The 25,359-nt window shown below is 67.4% G+C and carries 22 protein-coding genes; 3 read left to right on the top strand and 19 right to left on the bottom strand.

The annotated features are described in order from the left end of the window. Positions 1-54 precede the first annotated feature (54 nt). Together BLU38_RS28240 and dnaE are read right to left on the bottom strand one after the other, a co-directional pair. The gene (locus tag BLU38_RS28240; protein ID WP_157683782.1) at positions 55-672 is read right to left on the bottom strand and encodes a hypothetical protein; all 618 of its coding nucleotides are present in this window, start codon (positions 670-672) and stop codon (positions 55-57) included. Beyond that, complete coding sequence (gene dnaE / locus BLU38_RS28235; RefSeq protein ID WP_091530165.1) at positions 669-4,196, bottom strand: DNA polymerase III subunit alpha; 3,528 nt, start codon at positions 4,194-4,196, stop codon at positions 669-671. The genes BLU38_RS28240 and dnaE overlap by 4 nt, the downstream gene beginning before the upstream one ends. Before the next feature lie 265 nt (positions 4,197-4,461). On the opposite strand from dnaE, the gene BLU38_RS28230 reads away from it, so the two are divergent. Beyond that, the gene (locus BLU38_RS28230; RefSeq protein WP_157683780.1) at positions 4,462-5,697 is read left to right on the top strand and encodes a prolyl oligopeptidase family serine peptidase; all 1,236 of its coding nucleotides are present in this window, start codon (positions 4,462-4,464) and stop codon (positions 5,695-5,697) included. Here the strand turns inward: BLU38_RS28230 and BLU38_RS28225 are convergent. After that, positions 5,688-6,212: a DUF1697 domain-containing protein gene (locus tag BLU38_RS28225; protein WP_091530160.1), complete on the bottom strand. Its 525-nt coding sequence runs from the start codon at positions 6,210-6,212 to the stop codon at positions 5,688-5,690. The two genes, BLU38_RS28230 and BLU38_RS28225, sit on opposite strands and share 10 nt — an antisense overlap. Positions 6,213-6,390: 178 nt before the next feature. On the opposite strand from BLU38_RS28225, the gene BLU38_RS28220 reads away from it, so the two are divergent. Both BLU38_RS28220 and BLU38_RS28215 read left to right on the top strand, forming a co-directional pair. Beyond that, entirely contained in the window at positions 6,391-7,104 is a 714-nt protein-coding gene (locus tag BLU38_RS28220) for a hypothetical protein (protein WP_091530158.1), read from the top strand. Between the two features lie 22 nt (positions 7,105-7,126). Next, a complete protein-coding gene (locus tag BLU38_RS28215; protein WP_091530156.1) occupies positions 7,127-8,179 on the top strand; it encodes an NAD(P)-dependent alcohol dehydrogenase in 1,053 nt (350 codons plus the stop codon). Positions 8,180-8,212: 33 nt separating this feature from the next. Here BLU38_RS28215 and BLU38_RS28210 read toward each other — a convergent pair whose 3' ends face one another. The 16 genes from BLU38_RS28210 to BLU38_RS28135 all read right to left on the bottom strand — a co-directional run bounded on the left by BLU38_RS28210 (position 8,213) and on the right by BLU38_RS28135 (position 25,359). Next, entirely contained in the window at positions 8,213-8,644 is a 432-nt protein-coding gene (locus tag BLU38_RS28210) for a hypothetical protein (RefSeq protein ID WP_172836243.1), read from the bottom strand. A gap of 116 nt (positions 8,645-8,760) precedes the next feature. Beyond that, positions 8,761-10,224: a glutamate synthase subunit beta gene (locus BLU38_RS28205; protein WP_091530148.1), complete on the bottom strand. Its 1,464-nt coding sequence runs from the start codon at positions 10,222-10,224 to the stop codon at positions 8,761-8,763. Further along, entirely contained in the window at positions 10,217-14,785 is a 4,569-nt protein-coding gene (gene gltB / locus BLU38_RS28200; protein WP_091530145.1) for a glutamate synthase large subunit, read from the bottom strand. Before gltB ends, BLU38_RS28205 begins: the two co-directional genes overlap by 8 nt. Before the next feature lie 381 nt (positions 14,786-15,166). Continuing rightward, positions 15,167-16,213, bottom strand: a complete 1,047-nt coding sequence (gene lgt, locus BLU38_RS28195) for a prolipoprotein diacylglyceryl transferase (protein ID WP_091530143.1) — start codon at positions 16,211-16,213, stop codon at positions 15,167-15,169. Between the two features lie 173 nt (positions 16,214-16,386). After that, a complete protein-coding gene (locus BLU38_RS28190; RefSeq protein ID WP_091530142.1) occupies positions 16,387-17,121 on the bottom strand; it encodes a cytochrome b/b6 domain-containing protein in 735 nt (244 codons plus the stop codon). A gap of 36 nt (positions 17,122-17,157) precedes the next feature. Continuing rightward, positions 17,158-17,640, bottom strand: a complete 483-nt coding sequence (locus BLU38_RS28185) for a hypothetical protein (RefSeq protein ID WP_157683778.1) — start codon at positions 17,638-17,640, stop codon at positions 17,158-17,160. Between the two features lie 104 nt (positions 17,641-17,744). After that, positions 17,745-18,410 carry an anti-sigma factor gene (locus BLU38_RS28180; protein WP_091530135.1) on the bottom strand — a complete coding sequence of 222 codons (666 nt, stop codon included), beginning with the start codon at positions 18,408-18,410 and terminating at the stop codon, positions 17,745-17,747. After that, complete coding sequence (locus tag BLU38_RS28175; RefSeq protein ID WP_091530131.1) at positions 18,407-18,928, bottom strand: sigma-70 family RNA polymerase sigma factor; 522 nt, start codon at positions 18,926-18,928, stop codon at positions 18,407-18,409. The genes BLU38_RS28180 and BLU38_RS28175 overlap by 4 nt, the downstream gene beginning before the upstream one ends. Before the next feature lie 31 nt (positions 18,929-18,959). Then, positions 18,960-19,796, bottom strand: coding sequence for a DsbA family protein (locus BLU38_RS28170; protein WP_091530128.1), 837 nt, complete (start codon positions 19,794-19,796; stop codon positions 18,960-18,962). Next, the gene (locus tag BLU38_RS28165) at positions 19,774-20,559 is read right to left on the bottom strand and encodes a DsbA family protein (protein ID WP_091530124.1); all 786 of its coding nucleotides are present in this window, start codon (positions 20,557-20,559) and stop codon (positions 19,774-19,776) included. Before BLU38_RS28165 ends, BLU38_RS28170 begins: the two co-directional genes overlap by 23 nt. A gap of 21 nt (positions 20,560-20,580) precedes the next feature. After that, positions 20,581-21,096: a DoxX family protein gene (locus tag BLU38_RS28160; protein WP_091530122.1), complete on the bottom strand. Its 516-nt coding sequence runs from the start codon at positions 21,094-21,096 to the stop codon at positions 20,581-20,583. Position 21,097: 1 nt separating this feature from the next. Then, entirely contained in the window at positions 21,098-22,054 is a 957-nt protein-coding gene (gene trpA / locus BLU38_RS28155) for a tryptophan synthase subunit alpha (RefSeq protein ID WP_091530118.1), read from the bottom strand. Beyond that, entirely contained in the window at positions 22,051-23,316 is a 1,266-nt protein-coding gene (trpB, locus tag BLU38_RS28150; RefSeq protein WP_091530115.1) for a tryptophan synthase subunit beta, read from the bottom strand. The genes trpA and trpB overlap by 4 nt, the downstream gene beginning before the upstream one ends. Positions 23,317-23,412: 96 nt before the next feature. Beyond that, a complete protein-coding gene (gene trpC, locus BLU38_RS28145; protein ID WP_091530111.1) occupies positions 23,413-24,219 on the bottom strand; it encodes an indole-3-glycerol phosphate synthase TrpC in 807 nt (268 codons plus the stop codon). Positions 24,220-24,321: 102 nt separating this feature from the next. Further along, positions 24,322-24,645 (bottom strand): HGxxPAAW family protein, encoded by a 324-nt coding sequence (locus tag BLU38_RS28140; RefSeq protein WP_157683776.1) that lies wholly within the window; start codon positions 24,643-24,645, stop codon positions 24,322-24,324. A gap of 87 nt (positions 24,646-24,732) precedes the next feature. Then, a complete protein-coding gene (locus BLU38_RS28135; protein ID WP_091530102.1) occupies positions 24,733-25,359 on the bottom strand; it encodes a Trp biosynthesis-associated membrane protein in 627 nt (208 codons plus the stop codon).

The following is a 25,359-nucleotide window of genomic DNA, read 5'->3' as shown; positions in this document are numbered from 1 at the left end:
ATGAGCTTACGATCCCCCATCCGTCGACAGGCTCAGGAGCGCTCGATGATCGGTTCAGCTGCGCTTGCTGCGGGCCGGTAGCGCTTCTTCCTCCTCGTCCCGGCCCAGGGACGCCCGCAACAGCACCGGGATGATCGCACCGAAGGCCCAGACCAGCAGCGCGACGGGTGAACGGAGGTTGAGCGCGATCGGGACGAAGTCACCCGGCTGGGCTGCAGCCAGCCGCGGATCGAACGGGCCCGGCCCGAGCTGATACCCGACCCACCAGCAGATCAACGCGGCGCTGACGGCGCCGAGGACCGCGACGAACACCACCGGCCATCCCAACTGGCCGAACCATTTCCAGGCCACGATTCCCAGACCGACCGCGGCGAGGAAGCCGATCAGGCAGAACCAGGCATCCCCGCCGAAGAACTCGGTCAGCCCACGTTCGGTCGTGGTCGCGGTCCCGTTGGAACTGATCCGATAGCCCGGCAACCGGACGATCTTCTCCCACAGGATCCCGGCTCCGACGCCGACCAGAGCCGCCAGCAGCAGATAGCCGGCCAGCCAGCCGGCCGCCCGACCGACCGCGATCTCCGGACGCCCCGGAAGGCCGACGGTCGGCGACTGCACCCGCGGCGACGCCGAGTCGGACTGCTCCGGTGTCGGCCCGGTCGTCATCATCGTCACCCGGCCAGGCAGGACGGTCCGAGCTCGGCCTTCAGGTCGGCCATCAGGGGCTGTGAGGAGGTGACCCGGAACTCGTTGCCGATCCGCATCACCGTGGTCTTGCTCGGTGCCTTCAGTTTGACCTGGACCTCGGTCATGCCCGGATGGGAGCGCAGGATCTCGGCCAACTTGTCCACCGTCGCCGGCGTGCACCGGGTGACCGGCAGCGAGATCACCACCGGCCCGGTCGGACCGTCGCTGGTGTCCGGCAGGGTGAGCTCCTGGCCGATCAAGGCGATCGAATCGTCGTCGTCGCGGATCCGGCCTTTCACCGTGACGACCGTGTCCTCGGCCAGCACGGTCGAAACCAGGTCGTAGGCCTTCGGGAACAGCAGCACCTCGATCGATGCCTCCAGGTCCTCGACCGAGATCACCGCCCAGATGTCGCCCCGCTTGGTGGTCTTCCGGGTCACGTTGGTGATCATGCCGGCGACGGTGACCATACCCTCCCGCGGACCGTCGTCGCCGATCAGCCGACCGATGCTGACGTCGCGTTCCCGCTCGATCACGTGCTCCAGTCCTTGCAGCGGATGATCACTGACGTAGAGGCCGAGCATCTCCCGTTCGAAGGCCAGCTTGGTGCGCTTGTCCCAGTCGTCGATCTCGGGCACCGCAACGCTGACCGGTGAGGCATCGGCACCAAGATCACCGAACAGGTCGTCCTGACCGTGCGCCTCGTTACGTTTCAGGTCGATGACACCGTCCACCGCCGACTCGAAGACCGTCATCAGGGCCCGCCGGCTCGGTGAGATCGAATCGAAGGCACCGGCCTTGATCAACGACTCCGTCACCCGCTTGCTGCAGGCGATCAACGGGATCTGATCAAGGTAGGAGTTGAAGTCCTTGGCCTTGCCGTGTTCTTCACGGGCGGTGACGATTCCGTCGACGACGTTGCCACCCACGTTGCGGATCGCGGTCAGGCCGAAGCGGATGTCGGAGCCGACCGGGGTGAACCGGGCCTCGGACTCGTTGACGTCCGGTGGCAGCACCTGGATGTGCAGTCGACGACACTCGGACAGGTAGATCGCGATCTTGTCCTTGTCGTCCTTCACCGATTCCAGCACCGCGGCCATGTATTCGGCCGGATAATGCGCCTTCAGGTAGGCGGTCCAATAGGACACCAGCCCGTACGCCGCCGAGTGCGCCTTGTTGAAGGCGTAGCTGGAGAACGGGACCAGCACCTCCCAGAGCGCGTTGATCGATTCGTCGGAGAAACCGTTCGCCCGCATACCCTCCTGGAAGGGCGGGAACTCGGCCTCCAACACCTCCTTCTTCTTCTTGCCCATCGCCTTGCGGAGCAGATCTGCTTTGCCCAGCGTGTAGCCGGCCAGCTCCTGGGCGATCTTCATGACCTGCTCTTGGTAGATGATCAAGCCGTACGACTCGGACAGGATCGGCGCCAACGCTTCGGCCAGCTCGGGATGCAGGTACTCGACAGCCTGTTGCCCGTTCTTCCGCTTGGCGTAGTTGGTGTGGCTGTCGGCACCCATCGGTCCCGGCCGATACAAGGCGCCGAGCGCGGAGATGTCATTGAACTCGGTGGGCTTCATCAACCGACACAGGGATCGGTAACCCGACGAGTCGAACTGGAATACTCCCAACGTGTCGCCGCGCGAGAGCAGGTCGTAGGTCGCCTTGTCGTCCAGCGTCTTGGCCAGCTCATCAAGATCGACATCGATCCCGCGGTTCAACTTCACGTTGTCCAGCGCATCGCCGAGGATGGTCAGGTTCCGCAACCCGAGGAAGTCCATCTTCACCAGCCCGAGCGACTCACACGTCGGGTAGTCGAACTGGGTGATGATGGCACCGTCCTGCTCGCGCTTCATCATCGGGATGATGTCGATCAGGGGGTCGGAGGACATGATCACGCCCGCAGCGTGCACACCCCATTGCCGCTTCAGCCCTTCCAGGCCCATCGCGGTGTCGACGACCTTCTTGGTGTCGGCATCGGTCTCGTACAGCTGCCGGAACTCGCCGCCCTCGTTGTACCGGTCGTGGGACTTGTCGAAGATGCTGGGCAGCGGGACGTCCTTGCCCTGCACCGGCGGCGGCATCGCCTTGGTCAGCTTCTCCCCGACCGCGAACGGATAGCCGAGCACCCGGGAGGCGTCCTTGACCGACTGCTTGGCCTTGATCGTTCCGTAGGTGACGATCTGGGCGACCCGGTCGTCGCCGTACTTCTCGCTGACGTACTTGATCACCTCGCCACGACGCCGGTCGTCGAAGTCGACGTCGAAGTCGGGCATCGATTTGCGTTCGGGGTTGAGGAACCGCTCGAAGATCAGCCCGTGCTGCAACGGGTCCAGGTCGGTGATCTTGGTCGCGTAGGCGCAGATCGAGCCGGCACCCGAACCACGCCCCGGGCCGACCCGGACACCGTTGTTCTTGGCCCAGTTGATGAAGTCGGCGACCACCAGGTAGTAGCCCGGGTAGCCCTTGCCGATGATCACCTCGGTCTCGAAGTCGGTCTGCTTGCGGACCTCCGGCGTGATGCCGTCGGGATACCGCTCGGCCAGTCCGGTCTCCACCTCGTGCAGGAACCAACTGGTCTCGTCGTGCCCCTCCGGCACCGGGAACCGCGGCATGTAGCGACCCTCGCCGTAGACGAACTCCGTCTGACACCGTTCGGCGATCTCCAGCGTGCTGTCGCAGGCCTCGGGCAGTTCGGAGAAGAGCTCCCGCATCTCCTGCGGCGACTTCAGGTAGTAGCCGCCGCCCTCGAGCTTGAACCGGTTCGCGTCGGCCATCGTCGACCCGGACTGGACACACAGCAGAGCCTCATGCGCTTCGGCGTCGTCGGCCGAGGCGTAGTGCAGGTCGTTGGTGGCGACCAGCGGCAGCTTCAGGTCCTTGGCGATCCGCAGCAGATCCTCGCGGACCCGCTTCTCGATGGTCAGCCCGTGGTCCATCAGCTCGACGTAGTAGTTGCCGGCGCCGAAGATGTCGCGGAACTCGGCCGCCGACGCGACCGCCTCGTCGTACTTACCGAGCCGCAGGTAGGTCTGCACCTCGCCGGACGGGCAGCCGGTGCTCGCGATCAGTCCCTTGGCGTATTCGGCGAGCAGCTCGCGGTCGGTCCGAGGCTTGTAGAAGAAGCCCTCGGTCGAAGCTCGAGTACCGAGCCGGAACAGGTTGTGCATCCCCTCGGTGGACTCCGACCACAACGTCATGTGGGTGTACGCCCCGCCACCCGACACATCGTCGCCGCCGCCGTCACCCCAACGCACCCGCTTGCGTTCGCTGCGATGGGTCTTCGGCGTCACATAGGTCTCCAGGCCGATGATCGGCTTCACCCCGGCCTTGGTCGCCGCGGCATGGAACTCGTGCGCGCCGAACAGGAAACCGTGATCGGTGAGGGCGATCGCCGGCATCTCCATCTGCTCGCAACCGGCCATCAGATCATCGATCCGGGCCGCACCGTCCAGCATCGAATACTCCGAATGGACGTGCAGGTGGACGAAGGAGTCAGACTTCGATGCAGACATGGATGCCGCAATACCTCCCCATATCGATGTCGCCGCTGCGCCGGGCGGCGGGTTGTGAAGCTTAGCCCGAATTGCTGAGCGCAGCGCAGTCGGCCCGGGCGTCAGCGCGGAGGGGAAGATTCCCGCGCTCCGGACACTCTAAGTCTGTTCGCGTCGTCTCCGCCGGACGACAGGCCGATGTTCCACGCCGGGGTCCTGAGCGTGTCGAAGGACCGATCTGGGACCATGCCGTTGTTGTCGCGCTCAGCCGAACGAAGGAGTTCTCGTGCGTCACACCATCCCCCGCCGTACCGTTCTGACCGCCGGCGCTGCGACCGCCGTCACGGCCTCGTTGCCGGCTGCTGTTGCCCGCGCCGACCAGCATCGGCCCACCGCGACCTTCACCCTCGACGCCGAGGTCCTGGACGGCGGCGAACAGGTCGTCGCGGTCACCATCGACGCCTCCGCGCTGCCGGCGATCGACGCATCCAGTCTCGCCGTCGACACGTTCAGCGTGCACGCCAAGGGCACCAACCCGCTGACCGGCACGGTCGCCTACGACCTGGATCGATCGGTGACGGCTGTCCGGCTGGACGGCAGCGACATCGTCCTGACGTTGTCCTACGCCGAGGGCGTGACCGGCGGCAGCACGCTGGACTACATCGGCGACAAGAGCCGCAACGTCCGGCTCGACCTGGAGTACACGATCACCCAGAACAAGCCGATCAGACTCCGGAACCGGCGTCGGGTCGTCTTCTCCTCGATCGCTCAGGGCAACCTGGTCGACGCCGAGGTGGACGCCTTCGACGCCGCCGTGTCCGGCTCGGGGATGAACTACCGGCTGTTCTCACCCGCTGCCGACAGCCGTCAGAAGCGGCCGCTGATCGTCTGGCTGCACGGTGGCGGCGAAGGTGGGCTGCCCGACGACGACTACTACGACAACGAGAGCCAACTGCGCGCCAACCGCGGCGCGCTCGGGTTCGCCACCAAGGAGGGGCAGCGGGTCTTCGGTGGGGCCTACGTGGTGGCGCCGCAGTGCACCACGGCCTGGATGGACGACGGTCCGCGCTTTGCGCCGCTGGTGCGTGAGATCATCGACGAGGTACGCCGCAAACACCCCATCGATCCCCGTCGGATCCATGTCGTCGGTTGCAGCAACGGCGGCTACATGAGCATGAAGATGACGACGGTGTACCCGACGCTGTTCGCCTCCTCGGTGCCGATCTGCGGTGTCGTCGAAGCTCGGGACGCTTCCGGCGTCCCGCTGATCCCCGACGACGAACTGACCGCGATCAGCACACCGACCTGGTTGGTGGCCTCCCGGGACGACCCGACCGTCGATCCGAACGCCAATACCGTGCATGCACACGACCTGATCCCCGATTCGATCATGAGCCTGTACGACACGGTCACCTGGAACGGCTACCGCTTCCTCGGACACTGGTCGTGGATCTACGTCGCCCGGAACGATCCGGAGCACGACGGCACCCGAATCTGGCAGTGGATGGCCGATCAGCGTTGAGCAGTTGCCAGCTCGGCGAGCTTGGTGACCGTCCTGATGTTGCGTGCGGTGGTGGTCTGCCCGACCGCCTTGGGCAGGCCGGTCGCCAGCTTGCTGTGCGCCAGGCCACCGGCGAAATCGACGTAGACCTCCCGTTCGGCCAGCGTGAACCGCTCCTCCGGCTCCGCGAGCGCGGCCAGCCGGTCGGCGGCGTCGGAGGCGATCGGGGCCTTGGTGAAGCCGACCGTCACCTGTTTGGGGTCTCCGTCGGGATAGGGATTGGCCGCGACCACCGCAGCCAGCTGGGTCCCGGTGCGGACCACCACGTCGACGTCGAAGCCGTAGCGCTGCGCCAGAGCCTCCTCGAAGCCTTGCTCGATCTGCTCGGCCGATTCGGCTGATCCGCAGATCACGTTCCCGCTGTTGATGTAGGTCGACACCTCGGTGTGGCCGAGGTCGGTGGCCAGCGCCTTCAGCTCGGCGCTCAGGACCTTCCGTTTGCCGAGATTGACTCCGCGCAGCAGCACGACATACATCGGCGACCTCCGTCTCGATCCCGACTCTCCAGTATGCCGCCCCCGCCCGATCGGACATCGATGCCGGGCCAACCTTGTCGATCGGGTTGTCCGATCCGGTCAACGTGTTGTCCGACCGGCTGACGGTCTGGGCAGCGTCGGAACCACCGGTTAGCGTCGTGACCAGGAGGGAGATCCGATGTCCTTTGTCAATCGTCAACTGGAGATGTTGATCAACGATTCCGGCTGGGTGCGCAATCCGGTCCTGGCGCAGATGATCAGCGACGCCGGGCTACCGCCGATCAACGAGCAGACGCTGCGGTACGGCTTCGGCCGACGTCGATGGTTCGCGGCCGAGGAGGCGATCGACGAGCTCTTCCGACTGTTCGCCGCCGGCCGCTTCTCCATCGATGTGGGCTACGGACTCCTGCTGGTGCCAGATCCCAAGCTGCTCGACACCCGATCGGCAATGCCCGCCGACGTCCGGAGCTACATCTTCGACGGGCCGAGCGAGGACGTCGTCGACGAGCGACTGTCTGCGGGTCGGATCGTCACCGGAGACGATCCGTGGACGATGGTGATCGGAGTCCGCGGACAGTACGGCCCCGCGATGGGCAGTTATCAGGAGGTGGTCGACGCTCCGGCCGAGGAATTCACGGTGCTCGGGCAGGACACCCGAGCAGCGATGACCCGGCAACTCTGGGGCGCCCGGGTGCTGCAAGCCAACAACCGGTGGCTGCCCGACGCCGAGGGTAACGAGCGATGGACGTTCACCCTCTTCCCCGGTGAAGGGCTGACCGACGGGCAGGCCGAGTCCGGCACCATCCTCAAGGGCAAGGTCAGATTTCGCCTCGGCAAACCCGACCGTGGCATCGCCTCGGCTCGGGTGGCTCCGGCGGTGATCATCGAGTGACCCGGGAGTAGCGTCTGGGGCCATGAGCACCGTTACCGCCTTCGCGGCACCGTCGGCCACCGAGCCGCTGTCCACCATCACCATCGAGCGACGCGAGGTCGGCCCGTACGACGTCCTGATCGACATCGAGTTCTGCGGCATCTGCCACTCCGACATCCACACCGTCCGCGGCGAGTGGGGCCCGATCCCCTACCCGCTGGCACCCGGCCACGAGATCGTCGGCACCGTCGCCGCGGTCGGCTCCGCGGTCAGCAAGCACCAGGTCGGCGATCGTGTCGGGGTCGGTTGCCTGGTCAACTCCTGCGGCGAGTGTGAGAACTGTCTGGCCGGCCAGCAACAGCACTGCCTGAACGGATCCGTGGGCACCTACGCGGCCACTGATCGGGACGGCACGGTCACTCAGGGTGGCTACAGCACCCAGGTCGTCGTGGTCGAGGATTTCGTGCTGAAGATCCCGGACGGTATCGACCCGGCAGCCGCGGCACCGCTGCTGTGCGCCGGCATCACCACCTACTCGCCGTTGCGGCACTGGGGAGCCGGCCCAGGCAAGCGGGTGGCGGTGATCGGGCTCGGCGGCCTGGGTCACATGGCGGTCAAGCTGGCGGCCGCGATGGGTGCCGAGGTGACGGTGCTGTCGCAGTCGTTGAAGAAGCAGGAGGACGGTCTTCGGCTGGGCGCCACCGACTACTACGCAACCAGCGATCCGGACACGTTCACACAGCTGAAGGGCCGCTTCGACCTGATCATCAATACGGTCAGTGCGGCGATCGACATCAACGCCTTCCTCGCGTTGTTGCGGCTGAACGGCACGTTGGTGATCGTCGGCGCGCCCCCGGAGCCGATGCCGGTGCAGGCGTTCTCGCTGTCCAGCAACCGGTCCTCGTTCGCCGGATCCAACATCGGCGGCATCCCCGAGACCCAGGAGATGCTGGACTTCTGCGCCGAACACGGACTGGCCTCCGATGTCGAGGTGATCGGCGCCGACAAGATCAACGAGGCCTACGAACGGGTGCTGGCCTCCGACGTCCGCTACCGGTTCGTGATCGACATCAGCACGCTGCGCGGCGCCGCCTGACCAACAAGCAGCCGCACCGGACCGTCGCGTTCTTCACCGGGGTCGGCTGGGAGTGAATCGGCCGCGGTGCCGCATCACGAACCAGCCGACCACTAGCAGGATGCAGAATGCGCCGGCGCCGAAACCTCCCACGGCGCTGCCCCAGGAATATTGCTCGGGACTGCGCCACCGGTCGCCGGTCCAGTAGACCTCGATCGTGTCGCCCGGCTTCGGGTAGATCAATCGGCTGCCGATCCACACCGCACCCTCGTGCCCGTCGGGCAGGACGAACGCCACCGAACGGCCTCCGGCGCGGCTGGCGTGTCCGGGGTAGCCGTATCCCACCTCCCGTACGGTCGCGGTCCGGGTCTGTGGGCCGAGGAATCGGGTCTCGACGAACTGCGCGATCGGGACGAATCCCCCGGCGACCAAGATCACCAGAACGGCGATCAGGACCTTGACGCTCGGCTTCTTCTTGCTCGTCAACACGACCTCCTGCTCCGAGGCCGAACTCTAACGACGCAAGGGGCCTGAGCTTGTCGAAGGACCAGCACCGCATCGACGGCTGGGCTGCCCTTCGACAGGCTCAGGGGGCTCGGTGGTCAGCGGCCGATCGGCTGGGCGTCGGCCAGCACCGGTCGGGGCAGCTTGCTCGAGCCGGACAGGTATTTGTCGACGGTGGCGGCGCAGGCCCGTCCTTCGGCGATCGCCCAGACGATCAAGGACTGTCCACGACCGGCATCGCCGGCGACGAACACGCCGTCGACCGAGGTGCTGTAGTCGTTGTTGCGGACCGCTCGGGTACGGCTGTCGGTCGGCACGCCGAGCTGCTCCAGCAGGTCTGCCTCCGGGCCGGTGTACCCCATCGCCAGCAGCACCAGATCGGCGGCCAGGAATTGCTCGGTGCCCTCGACTGCGGTGTTCACGCCGTTCTCCCGGACCACCTCGACGATCTTGATCCCGGTAGCGTTTCCCGCGTCGTCGCCGGAGACCTCGATGGTGGCGGCCTTGAAGATCCGCTCGCCACCTTCTTCGTTGGCCGGCGACACCCGCAGGATCCGCGGATAGGTCGGCCACGGCTCGTGCTCGGCCCGGCGGGTCGGCGGCTCGACGTTGTGCTCCAGCTGCAGGATCGACTTCGCACCCTGCCGGATCGCGGTCCCGAGGCAGTCGTTGCCGGTGTCACCGCCACCGATGATCACCACGTTCTTGCCGGCTGCGGAGATCTGATCTGTGACCTGTTCACCGACCGCGACCCGATTGGCCTGGGTCAGGTAGTCCATCGCGTCGTGGACGCCGTTCAGGTCGGCGCCGGGCACCTCCAGCTTGCGCGGAACGGTTGCACCGGTGGCCACGATCACGGCGTCGAAGCGACCGCGCAGCGAGGGGCCGGAGATGTCCTTGCCGACCTCGACACCGCACTTGAAGTGGGTGCCTTCCTCCCGCATCTGGTCGAGCCGGCGCTCCAGCACCGACTTCTCCATCTTGTATTCGGGGATCCCGTAGCGCAGCAGCCCGCCCGGCTTGTCGTCGCGCTCCAGCACCGCGACGGTGTGCCCGGCCCGGGTCAGTTGCTGGGCAGCGGCCAATCCGGCCGGCCCCGACCCGATCACCGCGACCGTGCTGCCGGTGTGCCACTCGGTGACCTGCGGGCGCACCTTGCCGGTGTCCCAGCCCTTGTCGATGATCGAGACCTCGACGTTCTTGATCGTCACCGCGTCGTCGGCGATGGCCACCACGCAGGCGTCCTCGCACGGCGCCGGGCAGAGCCGGCCGGTGAACTCGGGGAAGTTGTTGGTGGCGTGCAGCCGCTCCAGCGCGGCGTCCCAGTCGCCGCGCCAGACCAGATCGTTCCACTCCGGGATCAGGTTGCCCAACGGGCATCCGGTGTGACAGAACGGAATCCCGCAGTCCATGCACCGTCCGGCCTGCTCGGAGATGATCGGCAGCAGCGCCCGGCCGGGGCTACCCGGATAGACCTCGTGCCAGTCCTGGACCCGCTCCTCCACCGGACGGCGGGTGGCCGACTGCCGATCGGTCTTCATGAATCCTCGTGGATCAGCCATTTGCTGCCTCCATCATCCGTGCGGTCGTGGTGACCTCGTCCAAGCCCTCGGTCTCGGCCTGTTGCCGGGCAGCGAGCACGCGGGCGTAGTCCCGCGGCAGCACCTTGGTGAAGCGGGTCACGGTCATCCCCCAGTCGGCCAGCAGCCGCTCGGCTACCACCGAACCGGTCTCTTCCTGATGCCGGGTGATCAACGATTTCAGCAGATCGCGATCGGCCTCGGTCGGTTTGCTCCGATCCACCAGTTCGGTGTTCAGCCGGTCCGGATCAAGATCAAGAACGTAGGCGACGCCGCCCGACATGCCGGCGGCGAAGTTGCGGCCGGTCGGTCCCAGCACCAGCACGGTGCCGCCGGTCATGTACTCGCAACCATGATCACCGACGCCCTCGACGATCGCTGTCGCGCCGGAGTTGCGGACGCAGAACCGCTCGCCGACCTGGCCGCGCAGGAAGATCTCTCCCGCGGTGGCGCCGTAGCCGATGACGTTGCCGGCGATGATGTGCTGTTCGGCGGCGAAGGCTGCGTCACGAGCAGGTCGGACCACGATCCGGCCCCCGGACAACCCCTTGCCCAGGTAATCGTTGCTGTCGCCCTCCAACCGCAACGTGATGCCGGCCGGAATGAACGCACCGAAGCTCTGCCCGGCTGAACCGGTCAGGGTCAGATCGATGGTTCCGTCCGGTAGTCCCTTACCTCCGGTCGACTTGGTCACCGCATGGCCGAGCAATGTTCCCGCAGTCCGATCCACGTTGCGGATCGACAGCTGCGCGCGCACCGGATCGCCCTTGCCGATCGCGTCGGCGCAGATCTTGATCAACTCCTGGTCCAGCTTCTCCTCCAGCCCGTGGTCCTGGCCGGTGGTGTTGCGCAGCGCGGCACCCTCGGGCAGGTCGGGCCGGAACAAGATCGGTGACAGGTCGAGACCGGCTGCCTTCCAGTGCTCGACCGCCGGCCGGGCATCCAGCACCTCGACATGTCCGATCGCCTCGTCGATGCTCCGGAATCCCAACTGGGCAAGGTATTCCCGGACCTCTTCGGCCAGGAAGGTGAAGAAGTTGATCACGAACTCTGGCTTGCCGGTGTACTTCTTGCGCAGCTCCGGATTCTGGGTCGCGATGCCGACCGGGCAGGTGTCCAGGTGGCAGACCCGCATCATCACGCAGCCCTCCACCACCAACGGCGCGGTGGCGAAGCCGAACTCCTCCGCACCGAGCAGGGCGGCGATCACCACGTCCCGGCCGGTCTTCAGCTGGCCGTCGACCTGGACCACGATCCGGTCCCGCAGACCGTTCAGCAGCAAGGTCTGCTGAGTCTCGGCCAACCCGAGCTCCCACGGGCCGCCGGCGTGCTTCAGCGAGGTCAGCGGCGCCGCACCGGTGCCGCCGTCGTGACCGGAGATCAGCACCACGTCGGCCTTGGCCTTGGAGACCCCGGTCGCAACGGTGCCGACCCCGACCTCGCCGACCAGCTTGACGTGCACCCGGGCAGCCGGATTGGCGCACTTCAGATCGTGGATCAACTGCTTGAGATCCTCGATGGAGTAGATGTCGTGATGCGGTGGCGGCGAGATCAGACCGACACCGGGTGTCGAATGCCGGGTGGTCGCCACCCACGGGTAGACCTTGTTGCCGGGCAACTGGCCGCCCTCGCCGGGCTTGGCGCCCTGGGCCATCTTGATCTGGATGTCCTCGGCCTCGGCGAGGTAGGCCGAGGTGACTCCGAACCGGCCGGAGGCGACCTGCTTGATCGCGCTGCGCCGTTCGGGGTCGTACAGCCGGTCGACGTCCTCACCACCTTCACCGGTGTTGGACTTGCCACCGATCGCGTTCATCGCGATCGCCAGCGTCTCGTGCGCCTCCCGGGAGATCGAGCCGTAGCTCATCGCGCCGGTGGAGAACCGCTTCAGGATCGCCTCGACCGGTTCGACCTCCTCCAACGGGATCGGCGACCGGCCGGTCTTCTCCTGGTCACCGAACTGGAGCAGCCCGCGCAGCGTCATCAGCCGCTCGGCCTGATCGTCGACCCGCTGGGTGTAGTCCTTGAAGATGTCGTAGCGGCCGGACCGTGTCGAGTGCTGCAGCCGGAACACCGTCTCCGGATCGAACAGGTGCGGCTCACCTTCGCGGCGCCACTGGTACTCGCCGCCGATGTCCAGCGTGCGGTGCGCCAGCGGGATCCCGTCGGCCGGGTAGGCGCGGGAGTGCCGGCTGCGGATCTCGTCGGCGATCTCGGTCAACCCGATGCCGCCGAGCTTGCTGGTGGTGCCGGTGAAGTAGCGGTCGATCAGCTCCTGGGACAGGCCGAGCGCCTCGAAGATCTGCGCACCGGTGTAGGACGCGACGGTCGAGACGCCGATCTTGCTCATCACCTTGAGCACGCCCTTGCCCAAGGACTTGACCACGTTGGCCACCGCCTGCTCGGGTGTGGTGTCCAGGTAGACCCCGCGGCGAGCCAGGTCCTCCACGGTCTCGATCGCCAGGTACGGGTTGACCGCGGCCGCGCCGTAGCCGATCAACAGCGCGACGTGGTGCACCTCGCGGACGTCGGCGGCCTCGACGATCAGGCCGACCTGGGTGCGCTGCTTCTCCCGCACCAGATGATGGTGGATCGCCGCGGTCAGCAGCAGCGACGGGATCGGGGCCAGCTCGGCGTTGGAATGCCGGTCGGACAGGATGATCGTCCGCGCCCCCTTGGCGATCGCCTCGGAGACCTCGCTCATCAACTGGTCCAGCTTGGCCTCCAGGGCCGACGCACCGCCGTGCACGTTGTACAGCCCGCGCACCACATGGGTGGCGTAGCCGGGCAGATCACCGCGTCGGTTGATGTGGTTGATCTTGGCCAGGGAGTCGTTGTCCAGCACCGGGAAGTCCAGCACCAGCCGGCGACAGGACGCCGGTCCGGGCAGCAGCAGGTTGTGCTCCGGACCGATGCTGTTGTAGAGCGACGTGACCAGTTCTTCACGGATCGCGTCCAGCGGCGGATTGGTCACCTGGGCGAACAGTTCGCTGAAGTAGTCGAAGATCATCCGCGGCTTGTCGCTGATCGCCGCTACCGGGCTGTCGGTCCCCATCGAGCCGATCGGCTCGGTGCCCTTGGCCGCCATCGGCGCCAGGATCAACCGCAGCTCCTCCTCGGTGTAGCCGAAGACCTGCTGCCGGCGGGTCACCGACGCATGGGTGTGCACGGTGTGCTCGCGGTCGGGCAGGTCGCTGAGCTTCAGCCGACCGGCCACCAGCCATTCGCCGTACGGCTCGGCAGTCGCCAGCTGCTTCTTGATCTCCTCGTCACCGATGATCCGATGCTCGGCCAGATCGGCCAGGAACATCTTGCCCGGCTGCAGCCGACCCTTGCTGATGATCTTGGCCGGGTCGATGTCCAGCACACCGGACTCCGACGCCAACACCACAAGATCATCGGAGGTCACCCAGTAGCGGCCCGGCCGCAATCCGTTGCGGTCCAGCACCGCGCCGATCTGGGTGCCGTCGGTGAACACCACGGCGGCGGGCCCGTCCCACGGTTCCATCAACGCGGCGTGGAAGGCGTAGAAGTCGCTGAGCTGCCGATCCATCTTCGGGTTGTTCTCCCAGGCCTCCGGGATCAACATCTGGATGGCGTGCGGCAGCGACCGGCCGCCCAGGTGCAGCAGCTCGACGACCTCGTCGAAGGACGCGGAGTCGGAGTAGCTCGGCGTACAGATCGGGAACAGCCGCTCCAGGTCGCCCGGGATCAGGTCGGAGGCCAGCAGGGCCTCCCGGGCCCGCATCCAGTTCCGGTTGCCCTTGACGGTGTTGATCTCGCCGTTGTGGGCGATCATCCGATACGGATGGGCCAACTCCCAGGCCGGGAAGGTGTTGGTGGAGAACCTGGAGTGCACAACGGCCAGCGCGCTGGCGACCCGCTCGTCGTGCAGCTCGGGGAAGATCTCGCCGAGCTGGTCGGTGGTCAGCATCCCCTTGTAGACCAGGGTCCGCGAGGACAACGACGGGAAGTAGACCCCGAGTTCGTGCTCGGCGCGACGACGCAGCGCGTAGACCATCCGGTCCAGGTCGAGTCCGGCGACCGGCTGGCCGGCCGAGGCGACGACGACCTGCTCGAAGCGCGGCATCGTGCTCAACGAGACCGGGCTCAGGGTGGACGCGTCGGTCCGCACCTCCCGCCAGCCGAGCACCCGCAGCTGCTCGTCGGCGGCGAGCTGCTCGATCGCGGCCCGGGCCTCACCGGCGTCCTCCTCGTCGACCGGCAGGAACGCGGTGCCGACGGCGTACTGACCGGCCGGCGGCAGCGCGAAACCGCAGCTCTCCCGCAGGAAGGTGTCGGGCACCTGGATCAGGATGCCGGCGCCGTCACCGGCGGCGGCGTCGGCACCGGTGGCACCGCGGTGGTCGAGGTTGGCCAGCGCCTCCAGTCCCTGTTCGACGATGGCGTGACTGGGCACACCGGTGAGCGTGGCGACGAAGGCGACGCCACAGGCGTCGTGCTCGAACTCGGGATTGTAAAGACCCTGATGCTGCGGCAGCGCAGCACCGAGAACGGCATTGCCAACGGTGTACCCAGCGTTCATGCGAACTCCCGTCGAAAGATCAGTCGGGTCCGAAATCGGACTGCGGCGGGTTGTCTACCGGGGCGACACCGGCCCGGATGGAGGCCTCAACCTAGCGGAGAGGTGGAACGTTCGGATCGTCGCTCTTCCGCGATGTGGGCACGGAGTCGACGGACCCGGCCCTCGGATGGTGGCGAGGTGTGGCCCCGTGAACGGCAATCCGCTGCAGTCTACTGCCGGGCCCCGGCCGTTTCGGAATCGGAATCGGACCGTGCGAAACCGGGACCTGTCGCCAACGGACCGCAAATCTGCCGGATCAGGCCCTGATCAGTCACGGCACAGGCAAGAAAATGTGGCCAGGAGGTGTGATCGGCGCAAAATATCCGGACGGTGACGACTCGGTCACATCCTCGCTCGACCCGGCGCAGGATTGTCGGCGGATGCGTGATCGCCCGCCTCCGGATCCTTGCCCGCCCCGTCCGGCTGATCGCCCGACTCTGCAGCACCCGACTCGGGATCGCCCGACACGGAATCGGGCGACTCGGGATCCGGCGAGGTCGGTGTCGCGTCGTCGTCGCCTTCCGGCGGCTGCCCGTTGACGTAGACGAAGTCGCCCTCCACGATCGGCTCCCTCCCGGGCTTGTTGCGGATCAGCCAGAGCAGGCAGATCAGTGCGGCGAGGAAGACACCGACCGAGACGTAGTCGTTCAGCCGGAAGCCGCCGATGGTGTGCGCCGGATCGATCCGCAGGTGCTCGACCCAGGCCCGGCCGGCGGTGTAGAGCATCACGTACAGCATGAACACCTTGCCGTGACCGAGCTTGAAGCGGCGGTCCAGCGCGATGATCACCGCGGCGACGCCGAGATTCCAGATCAGCTCGTACAGGAAGGTCGGGTGGAAGGTGGCGTACTGCTCGTAGCCGACCGGGCGGAACTGCGGGTCGATCTGCAGGGCCCACGGCAGCGTGCTGGGCCGACCGAACAGTTCCTGGTTGAACCAGTTGCCGAGCCGGCCGATCGCCTGCGCGACCGCAACACCCGGCGCCATCGCGTCCGCCAGCGCCCAGAATCTGATCTTGCGTCGGCGGGCCACCAGGTAGCCGCCGACGGCGCCGAGCGCGACACCGCCCCAGATCCCCAGGCCGCCCTCCCACAGATACAGCGCCCGGATCGGGTCCTTACCCGGACCGAAGTAGAGCTGATGGTCGGTGATCACGTGATAGATCCGGGCGCCGACGATGCCGAACGGCACCGCCACCAGCGCGACCGTCTCGATCGCATCCCGGCTGCCGCCACGGGCCATCCAGCGGCGGGTGGCGATGATCACGCCGACCACAACGCCGGTGATGATGCACAACGCGTAGAACCTGATCGGTACGCGTCCGAACAGGACCCACTCCGAGATCGGCGGGCTCGGGATGGAGAGTGCCGGGAGCAGGTGATCGACCACGGGTGCGATCCTAGTGGGCTGGAAGCTGGATTCCTTAACGCTTGGCGGCGCCCAGACGCGCACATCGCGGCGTCCGGCTCAGTCGCGTTACGCCCGGTAGCCCTTCCCTCGCCGTCCTTGCGCTGCACGCACCTGGACGCCGCCAAACGTCAAGTTATCCGGCTTCCAACCCACTAGTGGCCGTCCCGAAACCCGGTCGGCGGCACGGTCGGCGGCGGGTCCCGGCGCTGGAGTCGTTGTTGCCGTTCCAGCCACGCCGGCCACAGCCGGCGGGCCACGGCCACCGGCAGCCGACCGCCGAGATGCATCGCCCGCCAGGTCCCGTGATAGCCGGGCAGGACCCCAGAGGCAACAACGACGTGGCCGACGATCATCACCGTCACGGCGTAGGTGACCCAGGTGTGCACGCGATGCAACCAGACGAACACCGGGCCGCCGTGCACCAGCACCAGCCCGACACCGCAACCGATCAACAGGATCAGGCCACCGACGAGGATGACGTTCGCCCCGCGTTGGGCCGGATCGAAGTCGCCCTCGTGCCGGTCGAACCGGCCGCTGCGGACCGCTGCCGGCCAGCGCAGCAGCCACCGCAGGTCACCCCGATCCCAGCGGAACGTCTCCCGCAGAAAATGGGCGACCCGGTGCCGCCAGACGACGACGGCCAGCACACCGAGCCCCGCCAGGATCCACCCCACGATCTTGTGCAACACCACGTCTGATGCGTGGGCGACGATCGCCAGGATGCTGGGTTTGCCTTCCTGTCCGAACAGCAACCATCCGCCGGTGAAGAGCAGCACCAGCGTGCAGGTGAAGATGCCCGCATGCAGCCAGCGGGTGTCCCGGCGGTTACGCTCGACCGTCTCCGCCGGCCGGCTGCGGCGGAGATGTCGGCGATTCTCAGTGGCCATCGGCGTCGCTGGTCCGAGGCGTGTGCGGCGTCATGATCAGTAGCCGTTGGTGTCGGTCGAGCGGCTGGACGACGGGCTCGGCGAGCCGCCGGACGTACCGGACATGACGGTGACGGTGATCTCGGCCGCCGGTCCGACCGGGGAGTGATCGGCGTGCTGCAAGGTCACTTTGATCTTGTGCTGCCCGGACTTCAGGTTGTTGATCATGACTGTCGGTTTCGTCTCGACCGTGTAGTCCTGGGCGTTGCCGTCGAAGGTGAGATGTAAATGGTCCTTCCCCGAACTGGTCGGTCCCATCGCCTCGCTGGACTTGACTGTCAACCGGAACGGTTCGCTGACCGTCGCGTGGTCCTTCGGCGCGGTGATCGAGATCGTCGCGCCTGAGTCGTCACCTCCGCCGCCACCGCCACCGGAGCTTCCGTATCCGCCGCCTCCGCCGGAACAGCCGCTCAACGCCAGCAGCAGCACGGCCCCCGCTCCCACCACGACGCCGCGTCGGGTGATCATGATCCTCGACATGTTTCCTCCTCCGAGAAACCTGCCCCGAGTGCCCTGCACCGGTTGGCAGGTCGGGCGGCGGAACGGCCGCCCGCCTGCTTTCACGGGCGGTGGACGCGCCCGGTTCAGCGGCTCAGCCGGAGTAGTCGGTGACCGGCCCGATCGCTGATCGTCAGCGCTGCGATCTTGTTCAGATCGACGCTGGTCGACAGCGTGACCTGCGCCGTCCCGGCGTAGTCGGCCTGCCAGCTGCCCGCCGTCGTGCTGGTTCCGTCGGTCGACCGGACAATGAGTCGGCATACCGTCCCCGCCGGCACTCCGTGCAGATCCAACCTGATCTCGGCACCCCCGGGCTGCTGCGACATCTCGGCCGCGGCCCGGACCCCGGACGTCTGGTCTGTGGCGGCCCAGCTCATCGACGGCTGCGGTGACGGCCCTGGCACAGGCCGGATGATCATGAACGTGGTCACGCCGGCCAACGCGAAGATCAGCACCGCAGCCGCCAACGCCAACCAGCCCCACCGGCGGCGGCGCAGCCGCTCGGCACGGGCCAGCAGCCGGGACAGTCCCTCCCGCGGAGGCGCCGGCGTGGTCACCGCGTCCGCCCGCAACGCGGCCAGGTCGGCCGGCAGGAGTTTGCCGAGGATGGCCGGCAGCTCCTCCAGTTCGGCCAGCTCGGTCCGGCAGAAGGGGCAGTCGGCGACATGCCGCCGAACGGCGTCGCGTTCGTCGGGGTCCAGCATCCCGAGCACGTAGACGCCGAGATCCTGCTGGGTCTGGCTGCAGTTCATGGCAACAACCCCCGTTCCTCACAGACGAGCCGCAGCGCCTGCAGTGCGTAATGGCTGCGGGACTTGACCGTGCCGACCGGGATCCGCAGGATCGTGGCGGTCTCGGCGACCGAGTGTGCGTTGTAGTAGAGCTCGATCAGCACCCTGCGGTGGTCCTCACTCAGCACGGCGAGCGCCTCGGCCACCGCCCAGGACTCCAGCGCCTGATCGATGTCGTCGGCCGGACTGGACAGCGGGCGGAGCGCGGTTTCGGAGATCTCCCGCGGCCGAGCGGTACGGGCCCGGTAGGCGTCGACGGCCAGGTTCCTGGCAACCGTGTAGAGCCAGCGGCGGCTCGGTCCGCGATCGGGTTTCAGCGCAGCCGGGTGTTGCCAGGCACGCAACAGCGTCTCCTGGACGATGTCCTCGGCCCGTCCGCGATCGCCGTCGGTCAGCGGCACCACGAAATGCAGCAGCGCGGCGGCATGCTGATCGAAGAGATCTCGGAGCTGGTCCTCGTCCGAGCGTGGCAGGTCCACACCAGGATCACGGACCGTCGAACCGCCGGGTTCACCGCGCCGCGGCGACCGCCTGCCGGACCTGGTCGGGCGTCCACTCCGCAGCCTTCGGCTGGATCGTGCCGTTGATCAGCACCGTCGGGGTCTGGTCCACCTTGCGCTCCGCGGCGACCCGGGTGATCGAGTCGATCCAACTGCGATGCTGCATCGAGCGCACACAGTCGCCGAATTCCGGCGTGGTCAGGCCACTGGCGGTCCCGAGCTCGATCAACTGCTGGTCGCTCCACTGCAGCCCGTAGTTCTCGAACAATCCGGCATAGAACTGCTGGCCGCGGCCACCCTCGGCCGCACAGGCCATCGCGTTCGCCGCGCTGCGCGATCCGTGCTCGGGGTCGACGAAGCTCATCGGATAGAGCTCGACCTTGACGGTGCCGTCCCGCTGCAGTCCGGTGAGCGTCTCCCCCACGTTCTCGGTGAAGTCGGCGCAGTGCGGACAGCGGAAGTCCTCGTACAGGGTGAGGGTCACCGCGGCGTCCTCCTCGCCCAGCACGATCGGTTTGCCGGGGCTGATGGTGGTCGGCCCGAAGGTCGGCTGGGCCGACGGTGCCTCGGGGCTGCGGTTGGTCCGCCAGGCCTGATAGCCGATCCCGGCAACGGCGACCACCAGGACCAGGCCGACCACAACGGCCGCCAGGATCAGCCGCTGCCGGCGCCGGTCCGCCTGCTGTTCGGCGAGCCGGGCCTGCTGCTGCGTCGACCGCGCCGAGGAGGTCGCCCCGGCAGGCCGAGGCTGGTTCTTTCGGGCCGTGTTGTTTCGGGGCAGGTTCTTTCCAGCCCGGTTCTTCCGCGACGAATTGCCGCCCGAGCTAGGAGGCCTGGTTGACGGCATCGCGCAACTGCTGGGGCGTCCACTCGGCAGCGTCGGGCTTCACGGTGTCGTTGATGAAGACCGTCGGAGTGCCGGAGACCTGATCGGAGGTGGCCTGCTGGGCCGCGGAGTTCATCCAGGACTGGTACTTCATGCTGTTCACCGCCTGGACGAACTGGTCGTTCGCCTGATCGCCGCCGACCTGTTTGCCCAGGTCGATCAGCTGCTCGTTGGTCCAGTTCTTGCCGTAGTTCTCGTACAGCGCGTTGTAGTAGGCCTCGCCGAAGCCTGCCGCGGCCGCGGCGGCCATCGCATTGCCCGACCGCAGCGACCCCTGTTGGCCGTCCTCGTTGTCGATCACGGTCAGTACGTACAGCTCGACCTTGACGTCACCCTTCTTCTGCAGGTCGGTGATGGTGCCGCCGAGCTTGTTCTCGAACTGTGCACAGTGCGGGCAGCGGAAGTCCTCGTACAGCTTGATGGTGTTCTTGGCGTTCGGCTCGCCGAGCACGATCGGCTTGCCGTCGGTGATGGTGACCGGCCCCCAGCCCTTGCCGGTGTAGCTGCTCGCGGTCGGCTTGCCGAAGTTGGTGGCGTAACCGATGCCGATGCCGACCGCCGCAGCGACCACGACGATCGCCAGGATCAGCAGACCGAGGTTGCGCCGCTTCTTCTTCAGTGCCTGCTGTTGGGCCGCGACCCGGGCACGTTCCCTGGCGTTGCTGCCGGCTGCCTTCGGCGGCTTCTTCTTGCCTCCGTTGGAGCGGTTGGCGTCCGGGCTCATGCATTCTCCTTATCGAACAGGTCAGGCTCGGTCGAGCTGATGGGGCTGGTCGAAACCGCCGGTCACGGCGTCCAGGCTCAACCGGGTCACCGGCTGCAGGAACAGCCACACCGCCGCTGCCAGGAACACCAGGTCGCGGGCCAGATCGAGCCCGTAGGTGGTCTGTCCCTCGGCGACCTGACCGCCGGCGCTGAAACAGCCGCAGTCGATGTTCAGGCCGCGCGCCCAGGCCTGGATCAGGCCGATCACGAACGCCAACTGCAGCAACCCGCTCAACGCTGCGGACCACCGGGTGAACAGTCCGCTGATCAGCACCAGGCCGAGCAGGATCTCCAGGTACGGCAGCGCCCAGCCGAGCAGCTGTGCCAGCGTGTCGGGCAGCAGCTCGTAGGCACGGACAGCCGCGACCGACTGGGCGGGGTCACCGATCTTGGTCGCACCGGCGACGATCCAGACCACACCGAGTCCGACCCGGACGACCGTCCGGACCCAGGGCAGCACGACGCTCGACCGTGACGCGGTTGATGACACAGACATATCAGTGAGACAACCTCACAGCAGGGTCAGAAGTTCCCGAACGCACGGCAGAACGAACACCACCGGCGAGATCGGCGACCACCGCACGCAGTCCGGAGAGGTCGTCGGGGTCGCCGGCATCGTCGGCCTTCAGCAGCTCGCCGACCAGGGCCGATCCGACGATCGCGGCGTCGGCGAACCCGTTCACCTCCGCGGCCTGAGCGCCGTTGGAGACGCCGAGGCCGACGCCGACCAGCGCTTCCGGCCGGGCGGTGCGGACCCGTTCGACCAGCGCTGGTGCCGCGCTGGACGTCTGCTGACGTGCGCCGGTCACCCCCATCACCGAGGTCGCGTACACCCAACCGCGGCAGCTGTCGACGGTGTGCGTCAGCCGCTCGTCCGACGAACTCGGCGCCACCAGGAAGATCCGGTCCAAGCCGTACGCGTCCGACGCGGTGAACCAGGCTTCCGCCTCGTCCGGTGTCAGGTCGGGGGTGATCAGCCCCGCACCGCCGGCGGCCGCCAGATCGCGGGCGAAGGCGTCCGGACCATAGTGCTCGACCAGGTTCCAGTAGATCATCACGACCGCGGTGGTGTCGGTGTTCGCCACCGCCTCGACGGCGCCGAAGACGTCGCGGACCCGGACGCCACGCTGCAGGGCCCGGGTGCTGGCGCGTTGGATCGTCGCGCCGTCCATCACCGGATCGCTGTACGGCATGCCGATCTCGACCAGGTCGACGCCGTCATGCTCCTTGCTCCCCGAGGGGCCGACGCCGCAGAGCGTGCGCATCGCGTCGAACGAGCCGCGGACGCTGGGATAGCCGACCGGGAGGTAGCCGACCAGTGCTCCCCGACCGGCCGCCGTGGCCTCGGCGAACACCGTGCCGCTGATGCCTCGGTCGAAGGTGGGTCGGGTCGACGATCCTTCGACGGGCTCAGGACCCTGTCGAAGGGGGTTGGTGCTGTTGGCGGCGCTCATAGTTCGCTGCTCCCGGTCGCTTCGCCGTGGATGTCGGCGAACCATTTCATGGCGGTGTCCACGTCCTTGTCGCCACGACCGGACAGGCTGACCAGCAGCAGCGGGTCCTTCCTGCCCTCGGCAACGAACCGGCGAGCCAGTCGCAGCGCGCCGGCCAGGGCGTGCGCGGACTCGATCGCGGGGATGATTCCCTCGGTCTCGCTGAGTCGGCGGAACGCGTCCATCGACTCGGCATCGGTCACCGGTTCGTAGTGCGCGCGACCGGCATCGGCCAGCCAGGCGTGCTGCGGACCGACGCCCGGATAGTCCAGTCCGGCGGAGATCGAGTGGCTGTCCTTGGTCTGGCCGTCCTCGTCCTGCAGCACGTAGCTGCGGCTGCCGTGCAGTACGCCGACGCCGCCGGCGGAGATGCTGGAGGCGTGCCGACCGGTCTCGACACCGTCGCCGCCGGCCTCGAAGCCGTACAGGCCGACCTCGGCGTCGTCGATGAAGTCGGCGAAGATGCCGAGCGCGTTGGAGCCGCCACCGACACAGGCGGTGACCGCGTCGGGCAGCCGCCCGTGCCGCTGAAGCAACTGGGCGCGGGCCTCGGTGCTGATCACCCGCTGGAATTCCCGGACCACCGTCGGGAACGGGTGCGGTCCGGCGACGCTACCGATCAGGTAGTGGGTGGTATCGACGCTGGCCACCCAGTCCCGTAGGGCGTCGTTCATCGCGTCCTTCAGGGTCTGGGTGCCGGACTCGACAGCGACCACTTCGGCCCCGAGGAGCTGCATCCGGGCGACGTTCAGGGCCTGTCGCTCGGTGTCCACCTTGCCCATGTAGATCCGGCAGTCCAGGCCGAACAGCGCCGCCGCGGTGGCGGTGGCGACGCCGTGCTGCCCGGCTCCGGTCTCGGCGATCACCCGGGTCTTGCCCATCCGCTTGGTGAGCAACGCCTGGCCGAGGACGTTGTTGATCTTGTGCGAACCGGTGTGGTTCAGGTCCTCACGTTTCAGCACGATGGTGGCACCGGTGCCCTCGGCGAAACGCGGCGCCTCGGTGATCGGGGTCGGCCGGCCGGAGTAGTCCTTGCGCAGGCCGTCCAGTTCGGCCCAGAAGGTGTCGTCGGTCATCGCCCGGTCGAACTCGGTCTGGAGTTGATCAAGGGCAACGTAGAGTGCCTCCGGGACGAACTTGCCGCCGTACGGGCCGAAGTGGCCGGTCGGATCGGGCAGCTCGGTGGCGCCGGAAGACGGCGCGGCAGAGGATGCGTTGGTCATCAGAATTCCTTAGCTGCAAGGGGATGGTGGGGGTTCGACGCTGCGTTGACCTTCACCATCGACCGTGCAGGGCGACCATGATCATGGCTGCAGTCCTCAGGCCCGGTGGGCGAGCGCCGGGTGCGCACCCGCGGCGACCAGATCGGCGACGCCGAGCCGCGGGTCGCGGCCGGTGACCAGAGCCTCGCCGACCAGCACCACGTCGGCTCCGTGCCGGGCCAGCTCGATCACGTCGTGCGGACCGCGGACACCGGACTCGGCGATCTTGACGATCCCGTCCGGGATCCGCGGCGCCAGCCGGGCGAAGGTGTTCGGGTCGACCTCGAGGGTCTGCAGATTGCGGGCGTTCACCCCGATGATCTTGGCGCCGGCATCGACCGCTCGGGCGATCTCCTCCTCGGTGTGCGCCTCCACCAGCGGGGTCAGTCCGATCGACTCGGCCCGCTCGATCAACGACACCAGTTCGAAGTCGCTCAACGCGGCAACGATCAGCAACGCCAGATCGGCGCCGTTGGCACGCGCCTCGAAGAGCTGGTACGCGGTGACGATGAAGTCCTTGCGGAGCACCGGGATGTCGACCGACATCCGGACGTTGACCAGGTCCTCCAGCGAACCGCCGAACCGCCGCCGCTCGGTGAGCACCGAGATCGCCGCTGCCCCGCCGGAGGCGTAGGCCGATGCCAGAGCGGCCGGGTCCGGGATGTTGGCCAGCGCCCCCTTGCTGGGGCTGGAACGCTTGACCTCGGCGATCACCGAGACGCCGGACTCGCGGAATCGTGGCAGCGGATCCAGAGCCGGGTCGACATGCAGCACACGTTCCTTCAGACGGTCCAGACTGACCGCGGCCTGGCGTTCGGCAAGGTCCTGCCGAACACCATCGACGATGTCGTCGAGTACGCCCATGACCGTTCCTACTCCCTGTTCCCTACGATCCGTGCTGTCTGATGTCTCGGGCTGTTCGTGCTGCGTCTGCGTGCCGGCTGACCTGCTGGTGCCGGGATCGACTCATTTCTTCTTCTCGTAGAGTCCGAATCCGAGCGCCTGCATCACCAGGCCGGCGGCGATGCCCAGCACACAGAGCACCGCGCCGATCACGAAGAGCGGCCAGTTGGGGCCGAGCAGCATCGCGATCCCACCGACCAGGAATCCGACGAACACCAGCGTGACGGCGGTCCACATGGCACCCGTCTGACCGTGGTGGACATGCCGCAGCGGCCGCGAATCGAGCGGCTGCAGGGCAGGATCACGACGCACCGCGGCGGTCCGACCGGCCTCGGGGATCCGTGCTGCGTCGGTCGCGGTTGTCTCGGTCGGGGCGATCTCTGCCATCACATCCACCTCGTCTGGCACGTCAGGGGTTACAGGGTCATTGTGTCCCTACCGGCAGGGCAAGCACCAATCGGGGTCGCCGAGCGGTCAGGATCGCGGCTCGACGGTCGGGTCCTGGCCCGCGTCGATGGACTTCCAGACGGCGTCGGTGTCGATCTCGGCGTCCGGGTCGTCGGTCAGCAACGCGCTGCGGGCCGCCGCCGCGCGTCGGTCGAACCGGTCGGCCCGGCGCGGCCATCGATGGGCCCTGGCGATCACCACGACCACGCCGGCCAGCACCACCAGACAGCCGGCCGCGTAGCAGATGTTGCCGCCGGCGATGGTCAACTGATAGCTGTCGGCCAGGGTCTGCTTGCGCAGTTCGGTCAGCACCTCGCTGCGGCCCGGACGCTGGAAGGTCATCGTCACCGCGCCGATGATCGCGATCACCCCGATCAGTCCGGCGACGATCCGGCGGCCGGTCACCCGCAGCGCGAGCATCAGCAGCACCCCGGCCAGGATTGCGACGCCGAGGGCCTGCGCCACGCCACCGGTGACGTCGGTGCCGTTGAAGGTCGCCATTCTGCGACCGGCCTCGGTGGCGGCGTACCACGGCACCGATGCGCCGACCAGGACCGCGATCGCACCGACCAGCAGCAGCCCGAAGCCGACGGCCCGGCTGCGGTCGCTGTTCGGCCGTGCTGGTGTGGCGTCGGACGAAGGGCTGCCGGTCAT

The organism is Microlunatus soli (genome assembly GCF_900105385.1).
In the GTDB taxonomy this organism is placed as follows: domain Bacteria; phylum Actinomycetota; class Actinomycetes; order Propionibacteriales; family Propionibacteriaceae; genus Microlunatus; species Microlunatus soli.
This window is presented reverse-complemented; position numbering and strand designations above follow the sequence as displayed.